Genomic DNA, 15,698 nt, shown 5'->3' on the forward strand with positions numbered 1-15,698 from the left:
CGAGGGACGATGGCACCACATCAGAAGCGGAAGTTGAGCCAGCTGCCGAAATAATGTGAGTCGGCGACGCCGACACCTTCGAGGACATCGCCTGCTGCAAAATACTCCCAGCGCCCGGTTAGCGAGAGACGCGGCGTGATCTTCCAGCTCGCCTGGAGATGCAGCGCGTCCCCGATATGATCGCCGACGATCCGTTGGGTTCCGGCATAAGCGGTGCCGGCACCCCGATAGACCGCGTCGGTCTCGCTCGGGCGCCAGCTGCGCTGATACTCGACGGTCACGTCGAGCGTCCTGGCGGGCGAAACGGTGAAGTTGGGCGACACCTGGAACAGATTGGTGGTCATCAGCGCGCCCTGATAGCTGTAGGCTACGCTGCCGGCGGTGACCGGACGCGCCGCATGAATCGTGCCCGTGCCGAAGCTGCCGCCGCCGCTCCCGTAATCGAAGTGCACGCCCACCTTGGGCGCCCAGCCCTTCTTGTTCAGGACATAGGTTTGCGCGGCGGCTACGCTCCATGCGCTGATCGCACGGCCAGCGAATTCGCCGGACTGATGGGCGGCGGTCCAGTCGAGCGTCAGATCGCCATAGCTGCCCCACAGCCGCGCACCGTAATAGCGGCGAATCTCGCGGGCGGTGATGCTGCCCCAGCGCTGCTTGTCGTTGCGCTCACGCCAGACGAACGGATCCAGAAACAGCTTGTGGGTCTTGTCGTCGCGCAGCACCACACCTGCGGTCACGCCCGAGAACCGGGTCTGGGCATCGGGGATGTCGTCGCTGAGGCCTTTGGTACCGAGCTTGACGTGCTCGAAGTCGAACAGGTCGACGCGGAAGGCGCTGAGCTGTGCCCAGCCGCGCAATCCCTGCTCGACAGTGCGGATCGAGTTGTTGTCCTTCTGCTGGACAAGCGTCGAGGAGCCGTCGGTGAATTCCTGCCGGCCGTAACGCGCGCCGAGAGTCACCGGGCCGATCGTGCCGCCGACTTCGCCGAAGAATTGCTGTGCAAACAGGTCATCGCGGAACTTGGCAGTCGGCGTGCCGTAATTATGCCCGGCAAGGCCGCCATGCGCGAGCTCGCCATAGAAACGCAACGGCCCGACATGAAGGTCGGCGCCGCCGACGAGACGCAGCTTTTCCTCGACGCGATATTCCGAGTCGACCATGCCGGGATTCGAATAATAATCCGCCCTGAGCCGGACTTCGCCCGACAGGGTCAGATAGACATCGCCCGCTGCGTCGATCGGCAGGTATTTGAGACGATCGAGGAAATCTTTGCGCTTCTTCGGATCGCGCATCATCCGCCAATCTTCGGCCCAGCGCGATAGATTGTAGCCGCCGAGCTTGATGCCGTGGCCATCGGCCTGGCGCGGATAGGCGCGGACCGCGGGATTGGCGGGCGCGCGCTCGGGCGTTGCCTCGCTTGGCGGGGTGGCGGGCTGCGCTGGGGGCACGTCCTGCTTCTTGCCCGGCGTCTCGGACGATCCGTTATAGGCCGCGATGACCAGAATCTCGTTTCCGGGCACGGCCGGATCGGTCGAGATCGGCGTGAATGTCTGCGCGGCGGCAGGCGCAATCGTGAGCGCCAGCAGCGAGACACCGAAAGCGAGGCGGGTGAGGGGACGGAGCATTGGTATTTCCAGCTAGGGCAGCGGGAGCCGTGCACGCCGCGCACGGCGCATCCGGGCTACCGAGTGGGTAGAGAGGGCGCTCCGTCCCTGGCGGCGCGCTGCGGAAGAGATCGGGCTGGCTAGAAGCTGGCCCATTCGGGTTCGGCGCGACTCGCCGCGATGAACGCGGGAGCCGCCCGTTGCGCCGGCGGGCTCGCTTTCGCTGCGGGGCGTTTGACGGTCGTCCCCACATTGAAGCGCGCCGACTGACGGGTGAGCGCGACGACTTCGCCGGCGAGATTACGCGCCGCCGCGGACGTCTGCTCGACCATCGCCGCATTCTGCTGGGTCGACTGGTCCATGACGTTCACTGCGGTGGCGATCTCGCCGATCGTGGCGGATTGCGCGCGATTGTCGCTCGCCATCGTCTCGACGAACTGGTGGACCTGCTCGACGCTGCCGGTGATCTCGGCCAGCGCGGCATCGACCTTGAGCACTGCGTCGACGGCGGAGCGGATCTCGCTCTGGGTGGTGGAGAGCTGCTCGCGGGCGCGCTTGGCTTCTTCCTCGGCGCGCATCGCCAGTGCCGAGACCAGATCGGCGACCACGGCGAAACCGCGGCCCGCCTCGCCGGCGCGGCCGGCCTCGACCGCGGCGTTCATTGCGAGAACGCGGGTCTGGAAAGCGATCTTGTCGAGGCCTTCGATGACGTCGTCGATGCCCTGCGCGCTGCCCGAGACGCGATCCATCGCCGAGGTCGCTTCCTCGGCGGTGGCGCGGCCCGAGCCGACGATCCCGATCGCCTGCTGTGCGCGGTCGACGGTGCGGTCCGCCGCTTCGGCGCTCGACTTCAATCGGGCGTTCATCTGAGAAAGTGCCGCGGACGTCTCTTCGAGGCTGGCGGCGTTGCTCTCGGTGCGGCGCGCGAGGTCGTCCGAGGCGGCAGCGATCTCGCTCGATCCGCTCTCGATGCTCTGCGACGCGTCGGCAAGCGCCGCGATCAGATCGCGCAGATTGCCCAGCGCAGTGTTGAAATTGCCGCTTAGCGCCGCGTAAGTGGGCGGAACGTTGCCCGAGATGGTGCCGGTCAAATCGCCTTCGGACAGCGCCTCGAGCTTTTCGGACAGCAACGCGACGATCGCCTGCTGATCGGCGTCGGCCTGTGCCTTGGCGGCTTCCGCCGCGGCCTTGGCGATGGCATTGTCGCGGAAGATCTGGAGCGCACCGGCCATGTTGCCGATCTCGTCGCGGCGATCGGCGCCCGGGATTTCGGCCCTGGTGTCGCCGTCGGCGAGGGTACGCATCCGTACCGTGATCTGGCCGAGCGGCGCGGTGATCGAGCGGCTGATCACGAGGATCAACGCGGCGAGGCCGAGCAGGACGAATACCACGACCGCGCCGAGGCGCATTGTCGCGTCGTTCACCGCGGCGCGGATCTCCGAATTGAACACGCCGGTCGCGATCACCCAGCCCCACGGCTTGTATCCGCGGACATAGGAAATCTTGGGCTTCGAGCCTTTGCCGTCGGGCAACTCGTAATTGTACGAGATGAAGCCGGCGCCGTCGGATTTCACGGCCTCGACCATCTCGCGATAATGATGCTTGCCGTCGGCGTCGGTGCCGTCGGCGACGTTCTTGCCTTCCTTCTCCGGCTTGACCGGATGGAGGATCATGTTGTGATCGGTATCGAGGATGAAGAAATAATCGTCCTTGCCGAAGCGCATCGACCGGATCGCGTCCTTGGCGGCGGCCTGCGCCTGCTCGCGCGTCATCCGGCCCGCCCGTTCCTCGGCCTGAAAGCGGTCGAACTGGCTATAGGCGACGTCGAGCGTCTGCTTCGTGCGCTCGTCGAAGCTCTGGGTGAGCGCCGCATCGAGGCGGCCGATCGACAATGCCAGCACGAGCACCAGCCCCAGAAGCGAGGCCGCACCGATCATCAATATACGCTTGCCGATATTCATGCGCGCAAGGAACGCCATCACTCTATCTCCGGACCTTCATCCAGTGATTATAGAGGGTTCGGCGGCGGCGGCCCGGCGTTAGGGGATTCTCCTTACGCGGCAGACCGCGCGGATCGGCGCATCTGGCGGAGGCTCGAACCGCTTTTCGCGCCGCGGGATCTAGCCAGCTGCGAGCACCACTTCGGCGACGCGCCGCTTGCCGCCGCTGCGCGCAAGATGGACGTACACGTCGACCGTGCTGCGAACATAGTGACGCACGTCCTCGCGGCCGAGCTGGGTGCCTGCCTGGAGCACCAGCAGCACGATCTGCTCCACTGCGCGCTCGGCCGAATCGGCGTGGACCGAGGTCATCGAGCCGGGGTGCCCCGTGTTGACCGCGCGCAGGAACGCATAGGCTTCCTCGCCGCGCAGCTCGCCGAGGATGATGCGATCGGGGCGCATGCGCAGCGACGCGGCGAGCAGATCGGTGGCGCTCACCCGCGCCTCGCCGAGCGCGCCGCGCACCGCGAGCAGCCCGACCAGATTGTCGTGATGCTGGTGAAGCTCGGGGGTGTCCTCGATCAGAATCAACCGCTCCTCGGCGGGGATCTCGCGGATCAGTGCGTTGAGGAAGGTGGTCTTGCCGGTCGACGTGCCCCCCGACACGAGGATGTTCTTGCGCGCCCGCACCGCCGCCGCGAGCATCCCGGCAATGTCCCCCGCGGCGAGCATTTCCGCCAGCCGCGCGCTGACCGCGTCGCGTTCACTGCCGTGGCGGGTCGCATCGAACGCGCCCGCCGTTTCATAGTCCGCGAGCGACAGATCGGAAGTGACATGTTTGCGGATCGCTATCGCCATCGGTCCGCGGGTCGCCGGCGGCGCGGCGATCTGCACGCGTGCGCCGTCGGGCAGGCTGGCGGAGAGCAAGGGGTGCTCGCGGCTGATCCCCTGATGGGAGAGTGCGGCGATCTGGCGGGAGAGCCGCTCGAGCGTCGCATTGTCGAGCGCGGGGGCTTCGTGCCGCTCGATCGCGCCGCCCAGCGTCTCCACCCAGATTTCGTGTGCACGGTTGACGTAGATGTCGGTGACGTCGGGCCGCGCGAGCATGCCGGTCAGCGGCGCCAGGTAGGAGCGAAGATAGACCTGCCCCTCGCGCTCGGCCGCGGCGCCGGTCATCGCCCCTCGACGCCGGTGAAATCGAGATCCCGGGCGACGAAGATCGAGATGCTGGTCGCCGCCTTGACCTTGAGCGTCGGCCGGATTTGATTGGGAAAGCGCATCACCCCGCCCTGAAGCCCGCCGCCTGGGAGGAGGACGACGGAGGAATCCACCGAGCGCGAGGCGAGATTGACGCCCACGTCGAGCGCGGATTGCAGAATCGCCCCTGCGAAGCGCTCGAAGAAATGGGTGTTCACGCTGGCCCGGATGCCGCCGCGTCCGAGCGTATCGCCTGCCGGCGAGCCGATCGCGATCGTCGCGCCGTCGGGGCGGATCAGCCGGATCCAGTTGACCAGCATGCGGTTCTGGCCGGCTTCGGCGTCCGAGCGATATTCGCCGATCAGCCGGCTGCCGCGCGGGATGAGCACCCGGTTGCCGTCGAAGCCGCGAACGTCGCGTGAGACGATCGCGCGGGCGAGCCCCGGCCGCGTCGAATCGAGCGCGGTCTCGAGCACTGCGGGGATCAACGTGCCCTGCGGCACCGTCGTCGCGCGATTGGCCAGCACGCCGGCGCCGGCACGCGCGCCGGCGAGGCTGCCGCCTGGATTGCCGAGCGGCGACATCTGGACTTGCGGTCCGCCCTGCGCATTGGGGCCGGCCGGCGCGGGGCCGGTGGTGTCGATCACCAGCGCCGGTTCGGTCGTCGCGCGCCGCGGCGGCAACGGCGCGGGTGCCGGCGCGGCCGTCGGCTGGGGGACGTAGATGACTTGCGGCGATGGCGGGGGTGGGGCCCGGTACGTCGGGGCCGGCTGCACCACCGTCACCGGCTGAATGACGGGCGGTGGCGGCGCGGGCTCGGGGGGAACATATAAAGCGGGCGGGGGCGCCGGCGTGGTGACGAGGTCGGCGGAGCGCGCGCGCACCGCGGGCGCCGTCAGTGACCGGCGCCGGGCGTCGAGCGCGACGAACAGCAGCAGCCCGACCAGCGCGACGCCGAGCATGATCGCCCAGACCGGCGGTCCCGATCGCGGCCGCGCGACTGCCGGAAGGACAGTGGCTTCGCTGGCCGTGCGGGGGTCGGTGGAAGGTGCCGTCGCCATCAGCGGCCCCCGGCCGCGACGCGCACGGCGGTCGCCTTGCGGTCGTCGATGCGGAAGATCAGCTTCTGCTGGACGCTGTCGATCACCATCCGGCCCTCGCGCATCATGCCGTTGACCAGCGTCTCCTTGCCCGCGTCGTTGACGGCATAGATCGCCGGCAGTGTGCGACCCGGCGGCCATTCGATATAGGTATGGGTGCCGTCGTCGTGCATGCCGCTCGGGATCAGCGCCTCGCTGCCGCGCATCTTGTAGCGACCGGTTTCGGTCTCGGCGGCGGTCTTCGCCGGATCGGGTGACGGATCGGGATAGCGAAAGCGCAGGGCATAGGCCATGTCGAGCGTCGGCCCGGGCAGCGGCACCAGCTCGAATGAATAGAGCCGCGCATCGGTGACCACCGTCATGTTGGTCGTCACTCCTTGCTGCACTGCCTTGACGAACAGGCGATCGCCGCGGCGATTGGCCGTGACTTGCCACGCGCCGCTGTCGCCGACCGCGACATTCTCGATGCGCTCGTCCGGGGCGAGCTCCACCACCACCTGATAGCCTGGCGCCGCGCGCAGGGTGAACACCGTGTCCGGACTATATTCGACCGACTGGAAGCGCGGATTGGGCGGGAGCGGGGGCAATGCGGACTGCGCCAGTGCAGCCGCGGGCGCGAAGATCAGCGCGATGACCAACCACCGTCTCACAACTCCACCTCGGGCCGGGCGGGACGCGGCGCCGGCTGCGGAGTCGCGGGCGCGAGCGGGGCCAGAGTCGCGCGGGGCTGCGGCATCGCGGTCGGGCCGGGTTCGGGGGGCGGCGGGGCTTCGGCGTTGCGCTGATAGCGCGTCACTTCGAAGCCCAGCGGGTTCACGAAGCGATCCTCGAGACTCATCGGCTCGCCCGCGTAACGATAGCGGATCACCGATACCCAGGCCCGCGGCGGCTCGGTGCGGCCGCCCGCATCGCGCCGGATCGTGTCGAAGCGGACCAAAGCCGCGTTCTGGCCGAGCGGCGACACGCTCTTCACGCGCGTCTCGATCACCGTGCTGCGGGGGAGCCTGGCCAACGGGCTGTCCGGGTTGGAAGCCTGGACACTCGCGACATAGGCCGTGCGCGCGTCGCCCTGCGACCACAAGGAGACCTTGCGGTAATTGGCCTGTACGGCGGAGATGTCGAAGCTCTCGCGCGCGATGACATATTGGACGAGGAAGCTTTGGGTGAGTGCGGTGTTGCCACTCACCTGCTGCGGGTCGAGCGGCTTGAGCGCCTGGACGAAGCCGGTCTGCTTGTCGACGAGCAACGTATAGGGCTCGACCGTCTTGAGCGGCATCAGGAGCAGCAGCGCGAGCGCGAGCATCAGCGCGACCGCAGTGGCGATGGCTGCAACGATCCACGCGGCGCGGCGCGAGGCACGCAAGGTCGTTTGCCGGTCCTCCGCCCAGCTCCCGGCCTCGCGATAATAAGCGTCGAGCGCTTCGCGCGCCTTGTTCTTCATGCGTTGCTGTCCCTTCGCGCCGCACCCGCGGAGACCCGGCTCTGGGTTCGACGGCGGTGGCTCTGGCCGAGCGGTGCCGGCGCCGCCGCCGGCATGTCGCGCCCGGTGGCGGTCTTGATCGCAGCCTGCGCCGGGATGCCGCCGACCCCGGTACCGGCAGCCGCTGCCTCACGGCGCTGGCTATGCGCCACGGCCTCGGCCACCGCGGCGGCGCGCGACAATTGCTCGGCGGGGGTGTGCGCGTGGCGTTCGGCGAGCGGCGCGCGGGCGCGACTGTCGGCGCGAAGATCGGCGATGATCTGTGCCGGCACGGTCCGCCAGCGCGGCGGCAGGCGGAAGGCGACGGCCAGTCGCGCCGCCATGCCGAGCCCGGCGACCAATGCCAGCGCGAAGGCGGAAGTCACCGCCAACAGCTCGGTCGGCGCGCCGCCGATCGGCAAGGTCGCCTCGCGCCGCGCGATCAGCTCCGTCAGCCACGGTTCGAGCAAGGCAAGCTCGACCGCGAGCAGCAACGTCGCGGCCACTGCGCCAAGCATCGCCGCAGCGAGCGCGCGTATCCACCCGTCGAACAGGCCGCGCGTCGCCTCGAACAGCAGGAAGGCTACGAAGAAGGGGCCGAGCGCGAGCAGCAGGCCGGCGAGTAGCCGGACCGAGGCGAAGGCGGCGATGGTGGCGGTCAGGAACACCCAGCGTGCGGTGCCCAATGCAGTCGGGCCGAAGATGGTCTGCGGATCGCGCTGAGGCGGCGGCACCACGACTTCGCGGCCGTCGACGACGCGGATCTCGCCGGTCGTGTTGACGGCGGCGATCTCCAGTCGCCCAAGTGCGAGCAAGGCCTGATCGACGAGCTCGAGTCGCGTGGCCATGCCGCCGGTCGTGCCGGGGAGGCCGGCCGGCGCGCCAACGCTGGAGACCAGTTCGGCGGGTCCATGGAAGACGGTGTCGTAGAGCAGGGTCCGATAGGCCGGCCAGCTGGTCGCCATCGCCAGCACGATGCCGACTTTGACCAGAGCGAGTACGCCGTCGCGCATCCCCGGCGTTTCGCCCAGCAGCATGCGATAGCCGACGAACGCAACGAACAGAGTGAGCAGCCCGGTGAGAAACAGCGACAGCGGCGATCCTGGCGCCGACAGCGCCTGATAGCCGGCAGCGCCGAGCGTCTGGGCCTGGCAGTCGACAAAGCCGAGCACGCTCTGGAGGAACGCGTCGTCGACCACGCCGGGGCAGGGAATGCTCATGCCACTTCCAGCAGGCGCGGCAGCCAGTCCGCCGGATCGTCGCCGCTGGTGGCGCGGATGTCGTCGAGCAGCCGGACGGTGCGTTCGCGCCCCGACAGGATGGTGAGCAGGTCGCGCTCGCCGGTCAGGTTGAGCCGGGCGACGACGCTCTCGTTGCCATGCTTGATCAGGAAGCAATGGGCATTGTCAGGAAGCGTGCGGATCAGCTCGAACTCGTGCGGCGTCAGGCCGAAGCCGTGGACATAATCGTCGGCGCGCGCCTTCGGGTTGGCCATGAAGATCTGGGTCGCGGCCTGTTCGATGATCGCGCTGGCGATGCGGCTCTCGAGCGCGTCCTGCGCGCTCTGGGTGGCGAAGCCGACGATGCCGTTCCTTTTGCGGATCGTCTTTTCCCAATCCTTGATCCGCCGGACGAAGACGTCGTCGTCGAGCGCCTTCCAGCCCTCGTCGACCACGATGATCGCCGCAGTGCCGTCGAGCCGCTCCTCGACCCGGTGGAAGAGATACATCATCGCCGGGGTGCGCATCGCCGGATCGTCGAGGATCTGGGTCATGTCGAAGCCGACCGTGTCGGCGGTGAGATCGGTCTCGTCGCTTTCGTTGTCGAAAAGCCAGGCGCGTTCGCCTTCGCCCCACCACGGGCGCAGCCGCGCCCACAAATCGGCGCCATGCGGACGGTGGCCGCCACGGAACAGTTCGGCGAGGTGGCGCAGGCGCCTTTGCTCGATCGGCTGGCCGAAATTGGCGTCGATCGCGTCCTTGATCCGCGCAATCTCTTCGATGTCGGCGCCGCCCGCCAGCAATGCGATCCAGTCGATCAGGAACTGGCGGTTGGCGGGATTGTCGTCGATCTGCAGCGGGTTGAGGCCCGAAGGCGTGCCGGGGCGCAGCAGATCGTAGCGGCCGCCGATCGCGCGCAGAAATAGCTCGGCGCCGCGGTCCTTGTCGAAGAAGATGATCCGCGGGGCGAATTTGCGCGCCTGGGCGAGGAGGAAGTTGAGCACCACGGTCTTGCCCGATCCCGACGGCCCGATCACCGTGAAATTGCCGAGATCGCCCTGGTGGAAATTGAAATAATAGGGACCCGCGGCGGTGGTCTCGAGCAGAGTCACCGCATCGCCCCAGTGATTGCCGGCGGCACGCCCCTGCGGCAGATTGTGGCCGCTGGCGAACCCCGCGAAATTGCTCGTCGAGATCAGGCCGCGCCGTGCGATATATTTGAAATTGCCGGGGAATTGCGCCCAGAACGCCGGCTCGAGGGCGATCTCCTCCCGAACCGCGATGATCCCCATATCGGCGAGCACCGCCTGGACCTCGGCGACGCCTTCGTCGACCTGGGCCGGCGTGCCGCCCTGCACCGCGATCGTCATGTGATGCTCGCCGAAACCGGCGCGGCCGGCGGCAACATCGTCCTTGGCGCCGGACAGGTCGGCGCGCAGGCTCACTGCCTCGTCCTCGGCCGAGCGCATCCGCCGGAGCGCGAGGTTCATCTTCGACAGCGCCGCCTGCCGTTCGACGAAGCCGAAGCTCTGCGCGACGGTCAGCTCGAACGGCAGCCGCAGCAGCTCGTCGAGCATGCCGGGCGCGGTCTGACCGGGATAGTCCTTGATCGAGATGAGCCCGGTGAAGCTGCGCGCCAGCGTGCCCGTCGGGCCGAGCTCGACCGTCTCCTGGCCGAAGCTCACCCGGCGATAGGGCAGATAGGCGCCGAGATCCTGCAGCGGCAGCAGCACTGGCCGCACCTCGCCATTGTACAGCGACGACAGGAATTCGAGCGGTTCCGAACAGGTGCCCTGCGGCGTCTGATAGACGCCGAGCAGCCGCGGGTCGTAGCTGCCCAAAGCCGCGAGCAGCGCATCGCGGGCGACGTCGAGCTGGCGCAATTCATGTCCGGTGCTCGCCTCCGTCGTGCCGCCGCGCAGCCGGTCGAGAAGGCCGATGCGACCCGGCAACGGGCGCCGGACGAGGGTCAGAAACAGGTCGTTGACGTACAATTTTTTCTGCGCGAGCCGCGCGTTCCACGTCGCGTCAAGCCGGGCCGAAAAGGCGTCGGGGAAATCGGCGGTCAGCCCCGCATCGACGCGCCGCCGGACGACATGGCTGTAGACTGCGAAGCGCGACGACCCGATCGACTGGAGCATCGCATCGCGCAGCCGCTTGCGATAGTTGATCTCATCGGTGTCGGCGGTCTCGAACAACAGGCCGCGCAGGTGGAGCACCTGCATCAGCAGCCCGTCGCGCGTCTCGATCGTGCGATCGTCGACGTGCCGGGCATAAGGCAAATGGCGCCCGGCCGGCGCCTCGCGCCGCACGACCCCGGGATCGCTGGTCAGGGCCGGTAGGAGTTGCATCGCCAGATCGCATAGTTGCGTACCCGCGGGCAGCGGCCGAGCCGGGTCAGCCACAGATCGAAGAAGCGCGGCTCGCGCAGGCAGAGGATCACGCCCGCGAAATGAATGGCGAGCGCCACCACGACTGCCCAGGGCGACTTGAAGATCAGGAACAATTCGGTCGCGATGACCGCATTGGCGATGAAATAGCTGTAGGTGACGCCCGCGAACATCTGCGGACGCGTGAGCGCGACGAACAACTGGTCTTGCTCGAGACCGTTCATCCTATTGTCCCAGTTGCGCGGTCGACTGGATCCCGGCGACGATGCTGGCAGCGCCGAACAGGATGAAGCAGCCCAGGATAACCGTTGCGCCATAGCGCCAGTTGATCCGGCCGGTGAGCATCAACAGCCCCACCGTGGCGACCGCGATCACCGCCACGACGGTTGCGACCGTTCCCAGCAACGTCCCCTCGAGCCAGCGCACCGCGGACACGATCACGCCCGATCCCGCGGGATCCGACAGCGAATCCTGCGCGGCGGCGGGAAGCGCCGAGGCAAAGCTCAACAACGCGGCCAGATATGGCCAGACTGTCCGAAATCGCACTTTGCCTACCCCTCGAATCCTGCCCCAACAATGCGATTACGCCAATATTTTGCAACAGGCGAATGTTCAGCCCGTTTCACGGGACGGGCCGGTACGCGCGAAGACGGCTTCCGACGGCCGATCATTCTAGCTTCGCCGCCGTGTTTTTCGCCGGGCTATTCGCCCGGGAGGCGCACCGCCGAACCGACGGCAAAGATGATATCGCGAGTCCTAGACGGCATTCGAACGGAAATAGAGCCGGGACGCAAGAACTGGACGAGAGCACCGGGCACCCCGGCTGCCCCTTTCGGAAGGGCCCGGAAACGATGCGGCCACGCCCCGGTCCCATTCCCGGTGGCATATCGCTTTCGTTCATCTAACCGTCGCTAGGGGGACAGCCGTCGCCCCGGCAACGGACAGCAATTCATGCCGGGGCGGCTACCGCATGATTCCCTTGCGGCTACCGGCCCGCGGCAGCCTCTCCTTGCTGGTGAGGCGATATTCAGGCGTCAGGGCGTGCGGTGAACCGGTGGTGCGACACGCAATTGTCGTCGACCAGGTCCCAATCCACATCGATGCCGAGGCCCGGACCGGTTGGCACGTGGATATTGCAGTCGGCGTCCATCAAATCGCGCAGGCTCTGCTTCATCGGGACCTGGAAGGTGTCTTCGGGAACGAACAGCTCGAAATATTCCGAATTGCGCACCGCGCAGGCGACGTGGAGGTTGGCCACGTCCATCGGCCCCATCGTCGTGGTGTGCAGTTCGCAGTTCATCCCGTGCGCTTCAGCGAGGTGGCAGACCTTCAGCGTGCCGGTGATCCCGCCCTTCCACGACACGTCGGCGCGGACCATGTCGACGGCATTGTCGCGGATCGCTTGCGCTACTCCCCACGGGCCGCCGCGCGTGGTTTCGGTGCCGACGATCGGAATATCGACCGCGGCGCTGAGCTTGGCATATTTGTCGAGCTCATAGTCGCGGAACGGTTCTTCCAGCCAATAATAATCGAGGCTTTCCATGTGCCGCGCGACCTTGATCGCTTCGTGCAGGGTGTATTCGGAAACCGGGTCGCTCATGAGGATCATGTCGGGGCCGACTGCCGCGCGCACCGCGGCGTGGATCTCCATGTCCATGCCGCTGGGGCCGCACGGATGAACCTTGTACGCCTTGAAGCCGCGCGCCTTGTAGGCCAGCGCCTCGCGCACATAATCGTCGACCCCGGGCAGCCACAGGCTGCTGGCATAGACGGGCATGCTGGTGCGGTAGCTGCCGATATATTGGTGCAGCGGCAGCTCGGCGGTGCGCGCCGCGGCGTCCCACAAAGCCACGTCGATCGGGCCGGGGAGGAAGACCGGGAAGAAGGCGCCGTGGCGGTCGATGTTCCAGAAATCGTGCCAGATCTTCTCGCGGTCGTGGATGCTGCGCCCGAGGATCACCGGCGCGATCACGTCGGACAGATAGGCATCGGTTACCGCGCCCGATCGCGCCGCCCAGAAAGTGGCGATGCCTTCGATCCCGTCCGACGTAATGATCTTGCCGACGCCGTAGCTCCACGGCATCGGTGCTGCGCCCTGCCGGTCTTCGTCGAACAGACCCTTGGGACGCTTGCAGATCCAGGTCTCGAACGTCTCGATGCGCATCGCGCATTCCCCTCCCGATAAAACTTGTCTTACAGGATAGGGCGGCTACATCCGGCTCACAACATCAAAATCAGGGGAGTGACCGGTGGGCGCATCGCCATTGCTGCTGGCCAATGCCGAGTTCGGCCGTCGCGCCGTGACGCTCGGGCTCGGCGCCGCCTTCGCCACCGCGGCGCTGCCGGTGCGGGCGAGCGGGGCGCTCCGCAGCTTCCACGACGTGCGCGATTATGGCGCGAAGGGCGACGGCAGGGCGATCGACAGCGCGGCGATCAACCGCGCGATCGCCGCCGCGGCGCGGGCAGGGGGCGGCACCGTGATCGTGCCCCCGGGGCGCTATCTCTGCTTCTCGATCCGGCTGAAGGACAACATCACTTTGGTATTGTCCGCCGGATCGGTGATCGTCGCCGCCGATCCGGATACGCATGGCCGCCATTACGACCTGCCCGAAGGGGCCTTCGAGGAGCAGTTCACCGATTTCGGCGTGTACCATAACCATACCAGCCTGATTTACGGCGACGGGGTCAACAACGTCGCGATCATCGGCAAGGGGCTGATCCACGGGCTGGGGCTCGAGCGCGAAGGGCCGGGACCGCGCTGGCACGGCATGCCCGGTTTCCGGTTGCCACAATCGCTGGGCCTTACCCCCGAGCAGGCGCGGCTGACCGATCCGGCTGAGCGCGAGCAGCAAGGGCGCGGCAACAAGGCAGTGGCGTTCAAGGAAAGCCGCAACGTGCTGCTGCGCGACTTCACCGTGCTGCAGGGCGGCCATTTCGCAGTCTATGTGCTGGGCTGCAGCAACGTGACGATCGACAATCTGACCGTCGACACCGATCGCGACGGCATCGATATCGATTGTTGCCGCAACGTCCGCGTCGCCAATTGCATCGTCAATGCGCACAAGGACGACGCGATCTGCCTGAAGAGTTCGTACGCGCTCAATCGCCGGATCGTCTGCGAGGACCTGACGGTGATCGGGTGCAAGACCAGCGGCTATGCGCTGGGCGCGATGTTCGACGGGAGCTATCGCAAATCCGATTATGTCTCGACCGACAAGGTCGGGGTGCTCGGCCGGATCAAGCTCGGTACCGACAGCGTCGGCGGCTTTCGCAACGTGTTGGTGACCGACTGCACTTGCGAGAACAGCCGCGGCTTGCAGATGGGCGCGATTGACGGCGGCACGCTGGAGGACGTCACCTTCTCCAACATCACGATGCGCAACATCGTCAACCACCCCTTGTTCGTCCGCCTCTCCGCCCGCCAGCGCGCGCCGGAAGGCGCGCCGGTCGCGACGGTGCGGCGCGTGCGCTTCTCGGACATCAACGTATCGGGCGCCGACGGGCGCTATCCGTGCGGCGTGGTCGGGATCGAGGACAAGGCGATCGAGGACGTCACACTGACCAATGTCCATGTCCGCTGTTCGGGTGGCGGCACGCCCGAGGATGCGGCGCGCATTCCCCCGGAGCGGCGCAATTCGAGTCTGGAACCCAGTTTCATGGGAACGTTGCCGGCATTCGGGCTCTACGTCCGGCACGCACGCGGCGTGGCGGCGAAGGATGTGAGCTTCACCACCGACCAGCCCGACGCACGACCCGCGATCGTGCTCGACGATGTGGCCGGCGCGCAGATCCATGGGGTGCGCGCATCGGCGCCGGCCGCGCTTGCAGTGAAGGCGACCGGCAGCAGCGACGTGCAGATCGGCAGCGTCGCGTGGATCGGCTAGCCGTTCGGGCCATCGTCGACGAGCGGACCCAGGATCGCGTTGATCGCGTCGTCGAAATGCTGCGCCATCGCCTGCCCGGCCCGGCCGGGATCCTTGTCGATCACCGCCTTGACGATCTCGACGTGCAGGTCCTGAACGCGCTGGAGCTTGGGCGTGGCCGCCCAGCGTTCGAGCCCCTCGAGCATCGACGCCTGGATCAGCTGGCGGAACGCCTCGATCAGCAAGGGATAGAGCGGGTTGCCGGTCGCCTTGGCCAAAGTCATGTGCAGGCGCATGTCGAGTTCGGCGTAGCGATCGGCGTCGCCGAGCAGCCCGGCCATTTCCTCGATGATCGCCCCGAGCGCTGCGGCCTCCGCATCGGTGCGGCGCGATGCGGCGAGGGTGACCATGGTGATCTCGATACCGCGACGCATTTCGAGGATGTCGGGCGCGCCCGCCTGGCCAATCAGCACGGCGTTTTCGATCACGCGCGAGATCATCTCGCCGTCGACCGACACGATCGTCGCCCGCTTGCCGACTGCCATTTCGACCAACCCGGTGCCCGCCAGCGCGCGCATCGCCTCGCGAACCACGGGGCGGCTGACGCCCAGAGTGGTGCTGATCGCTGTCTCGCTCGGCAGTTTCGATCCAGGGCGCAGGCGCTCGGTCGCGACGTGATCGCGGAGATATTCGATCACTAGATCGACCAGTCCGCTTTTCGAAGGAACGGTCACGGTTTCATTCGCGATCGCCGGCAAATCATCTCTCCCCAGAGCGCGCCGTATGCCCAGCCTGTCTTACCGCATTAGCAGCGGCCCAGCGTGCGCAAAGCAAAAACTGGCTTGCCTTGCTTACTCAAATGCTCCAAACCTGTAATACAGGATGGCAATCGCGTCGTGCGGAAATTGCGGTCCGGAGAGGAAGC

General features: G+C 67.1%; 13 protein-coding genes. 1 reads left to right on the top strand and 12 read right to left on the bottom strand.

What is annotated here, in order from left to right; translation table 11 throughout:
* Positions 1 to 20: 20 nt before the first annotated feature.
* The 11 genes from CVN68_RS16860 to CVN68_RS16910 form a co-directional block, all read right to left on the bottom strand.
* Positions 21 to 1,625 carry an alginate export family protein gene (locus tag CVN68_RS16860; RefSeq protein ID WP_233503395.1) on the bottom strand — a complete coding sequence of 535 codons (1,605 nt, stop codon included), beginning with the start codon at positions 1,623 to 1,625 and terminating at the stop codon, positions 21 to 23.
* 119 nt (positions 1,626 to 1,744) lie between these two features.
* Positions 1,745 to 3,583, bottom strand: coding sequence for a methyl-accepting chemotaxis protein (locus CVN68_RS16865; RefSeq protein ID WP_100283234.1), 1,839 nt, complete (start codon positions 3,581 to 3,583; stop codon positions 1,745 to 1,747).
* A 141-nt stretch (positions 3,584 to 3,724) separates the two neighbouring features.
* Entirely contained in the window at positions 3,725 to 4,720 is a 996-nt protein-coding gene (gene virB11 / locus CVN68_RS16870; RefSeq protein WP_100283235.1) for a P-type DNA transfer ATPase VirB11, read from the bottom strand.
* Positions 4,717 to 5,802, bottom strand: a complete 1,086-nt coding sequence (locus CVN68_RS24050) for a TrbI/VirB10 family protein (protein WP_233503396.1) — start codon at positions 5,800 to 5,802, stop codon at positions 4,717 to 4,719. The genes virB11 and CVN68_RS24050 overlap by 4 nt, the downstream gene beginning before the upstream one ends.
* The gene (locus CVN68_RS16880) at positions 5,802 to 6,491 is read right to left on the bottom strand and encodes a TrbG/VirB9 family P-type conjugative transfer protein (protein ID WP_100282392.1); all 690 of its coding nucleotides are present in this window, start codon (positions 6,489 to 6,491) and stop codon (positions 5,802 to 5,804) included. Before CVN68_RS16880 ends, CVN68_RS24050 begins: the two co-directional genes overlap by 1 nt.
* Complete coding sequence (locus CVN68_RS16885) at positions 6,488 to 7,282, bottom strand: virB8 family protein (RefSeq protein ID WP_100282391.1); 795 nt, start codon at positions 7,280 to 7,282, stop codon at positions 6,488 to 6,490. Before CVN68_RS16885 ends, CVN68_RS16880 begins: the two co-directional genes overlap by 4 nt.
* Positions 7,279 to 8,520 carry a type IV secretion system protein gene (locus CVN68_RS16890; protein WP_100282390.1) on the bottom strand — a complete coding sequence of 414 codons (1,242 nt, stop codon included), beginning with the start codon at positions 8,518 to 8,520 and terminating at the stop codon, positions 7,279 to 7,281. Before CVN68_RS16890 ends, CVN68_RS16885 begins: the two co-directional genes overlap by 4 nt.
* Positions 8,517 to 10,871 carry a VirB4 family type IV secretion/conjugal transfer ATPase gene (locus tag CVN68_RS16895; RefSeq protein ID WP_100282389.1) on the bottom strand — a complete coding sequence of 785 codons (2,355 nt, stop codon included), beginning with the start codon at positions 10,869 to 10,871 and terminating at the stop codon, positions 8,517 to 8,519. The genes CVN68_RS16890 and CVN68_RS16895 overlap by 4 nt, the downstream gene beginning before the upstream one ends.
* The gene (locus CVN68_RS16900) at positions 10,850 to 11,134 is read right to left on the bottom strand and encodes a type IV secretion system protein VirB3 (RefSeq protein WP_100282388.1); all 285 of its coding nucleotides are present in this window, start codon (positions 11,132 to 11,134) and stop codon (positions 10,850 to 10,852) included. The genes CVN68_RS16895 and CVN68_RS16900 overlap by 22 nt, the downstream gene beginning before the upstream one ends.
* Before the next feature lies 1 nt (position 11,135).
* A complete protein-coding gene (locus tag CVN68_RS16905; RefSeq protein WP_233503397.1) occupies positions 11,136 to 11,417 on the bottom strand; it encodes a TrbC/VirB2 family protein in 282 nt (93 codons plus the stop codon).
* 520 nt (positions 11,418 to 11,937) lie between these two features.
* Positions 11,938 to 13,074 (bottom strand): enolase C-terminal domain-like protein, encoded by a 1,137-nt coding sequence (locus CVN68_RS16910; protein ID WP_100283236.1) that lies wholly within the window; start codon positions 13,072 to 13,074, stop codon positions 11,938 to 11,940.
* Positions 13,075 to 13,159: 85 nt separating this feature from the next.
* On the opposite strand from CVN68_RS16910, the gene CVN68_RS16915 reads away from it, so the two are divergent.
* Positions 13,160 to 14,794 (top strand): rhamnogalacturonidase, encoded by a 1,635-nt coding sequence (locus tag CVN68_RS16915; RefSeq protein ID WP_233503398.1) that lies wholly within the window; start codon positions 13,160 to 13,162, stop codon positions 14,792 to 14,794.
* Here CVN68_RS16915 and CVN68_RS16920 read toward each other — a convergent pair.
* Positions 14,791 to 15,507: a FadR/GntR family transcriptional regulator gene (locus CVN68_RS16920; protein WP_158298927.1), complete on the bottom strand. Its 717-nt coding sequence runs from the start codon at positions 15,505 to 15,507 to the stop codon at positions 14,791 to 14,793. The genes CVN68_RS16915 and CVN68_RS16920 overlap by 4 nt on opposite strands.
* Between the last annotated feature and the right edge of the window lie 191 nt (positions 15,508 to 15,698).

The sequence above is a fragment of the Sphingomonas psychrotolerans genome, from assembly GCF_002796605.1.
Lineage (GTDB): Bacteria > Pseudomonadota > Alphaproteobacteria > Sphingomonadales > Sphingomonadaceae > Sphingomonas > Sphingomonas psychrotolerans.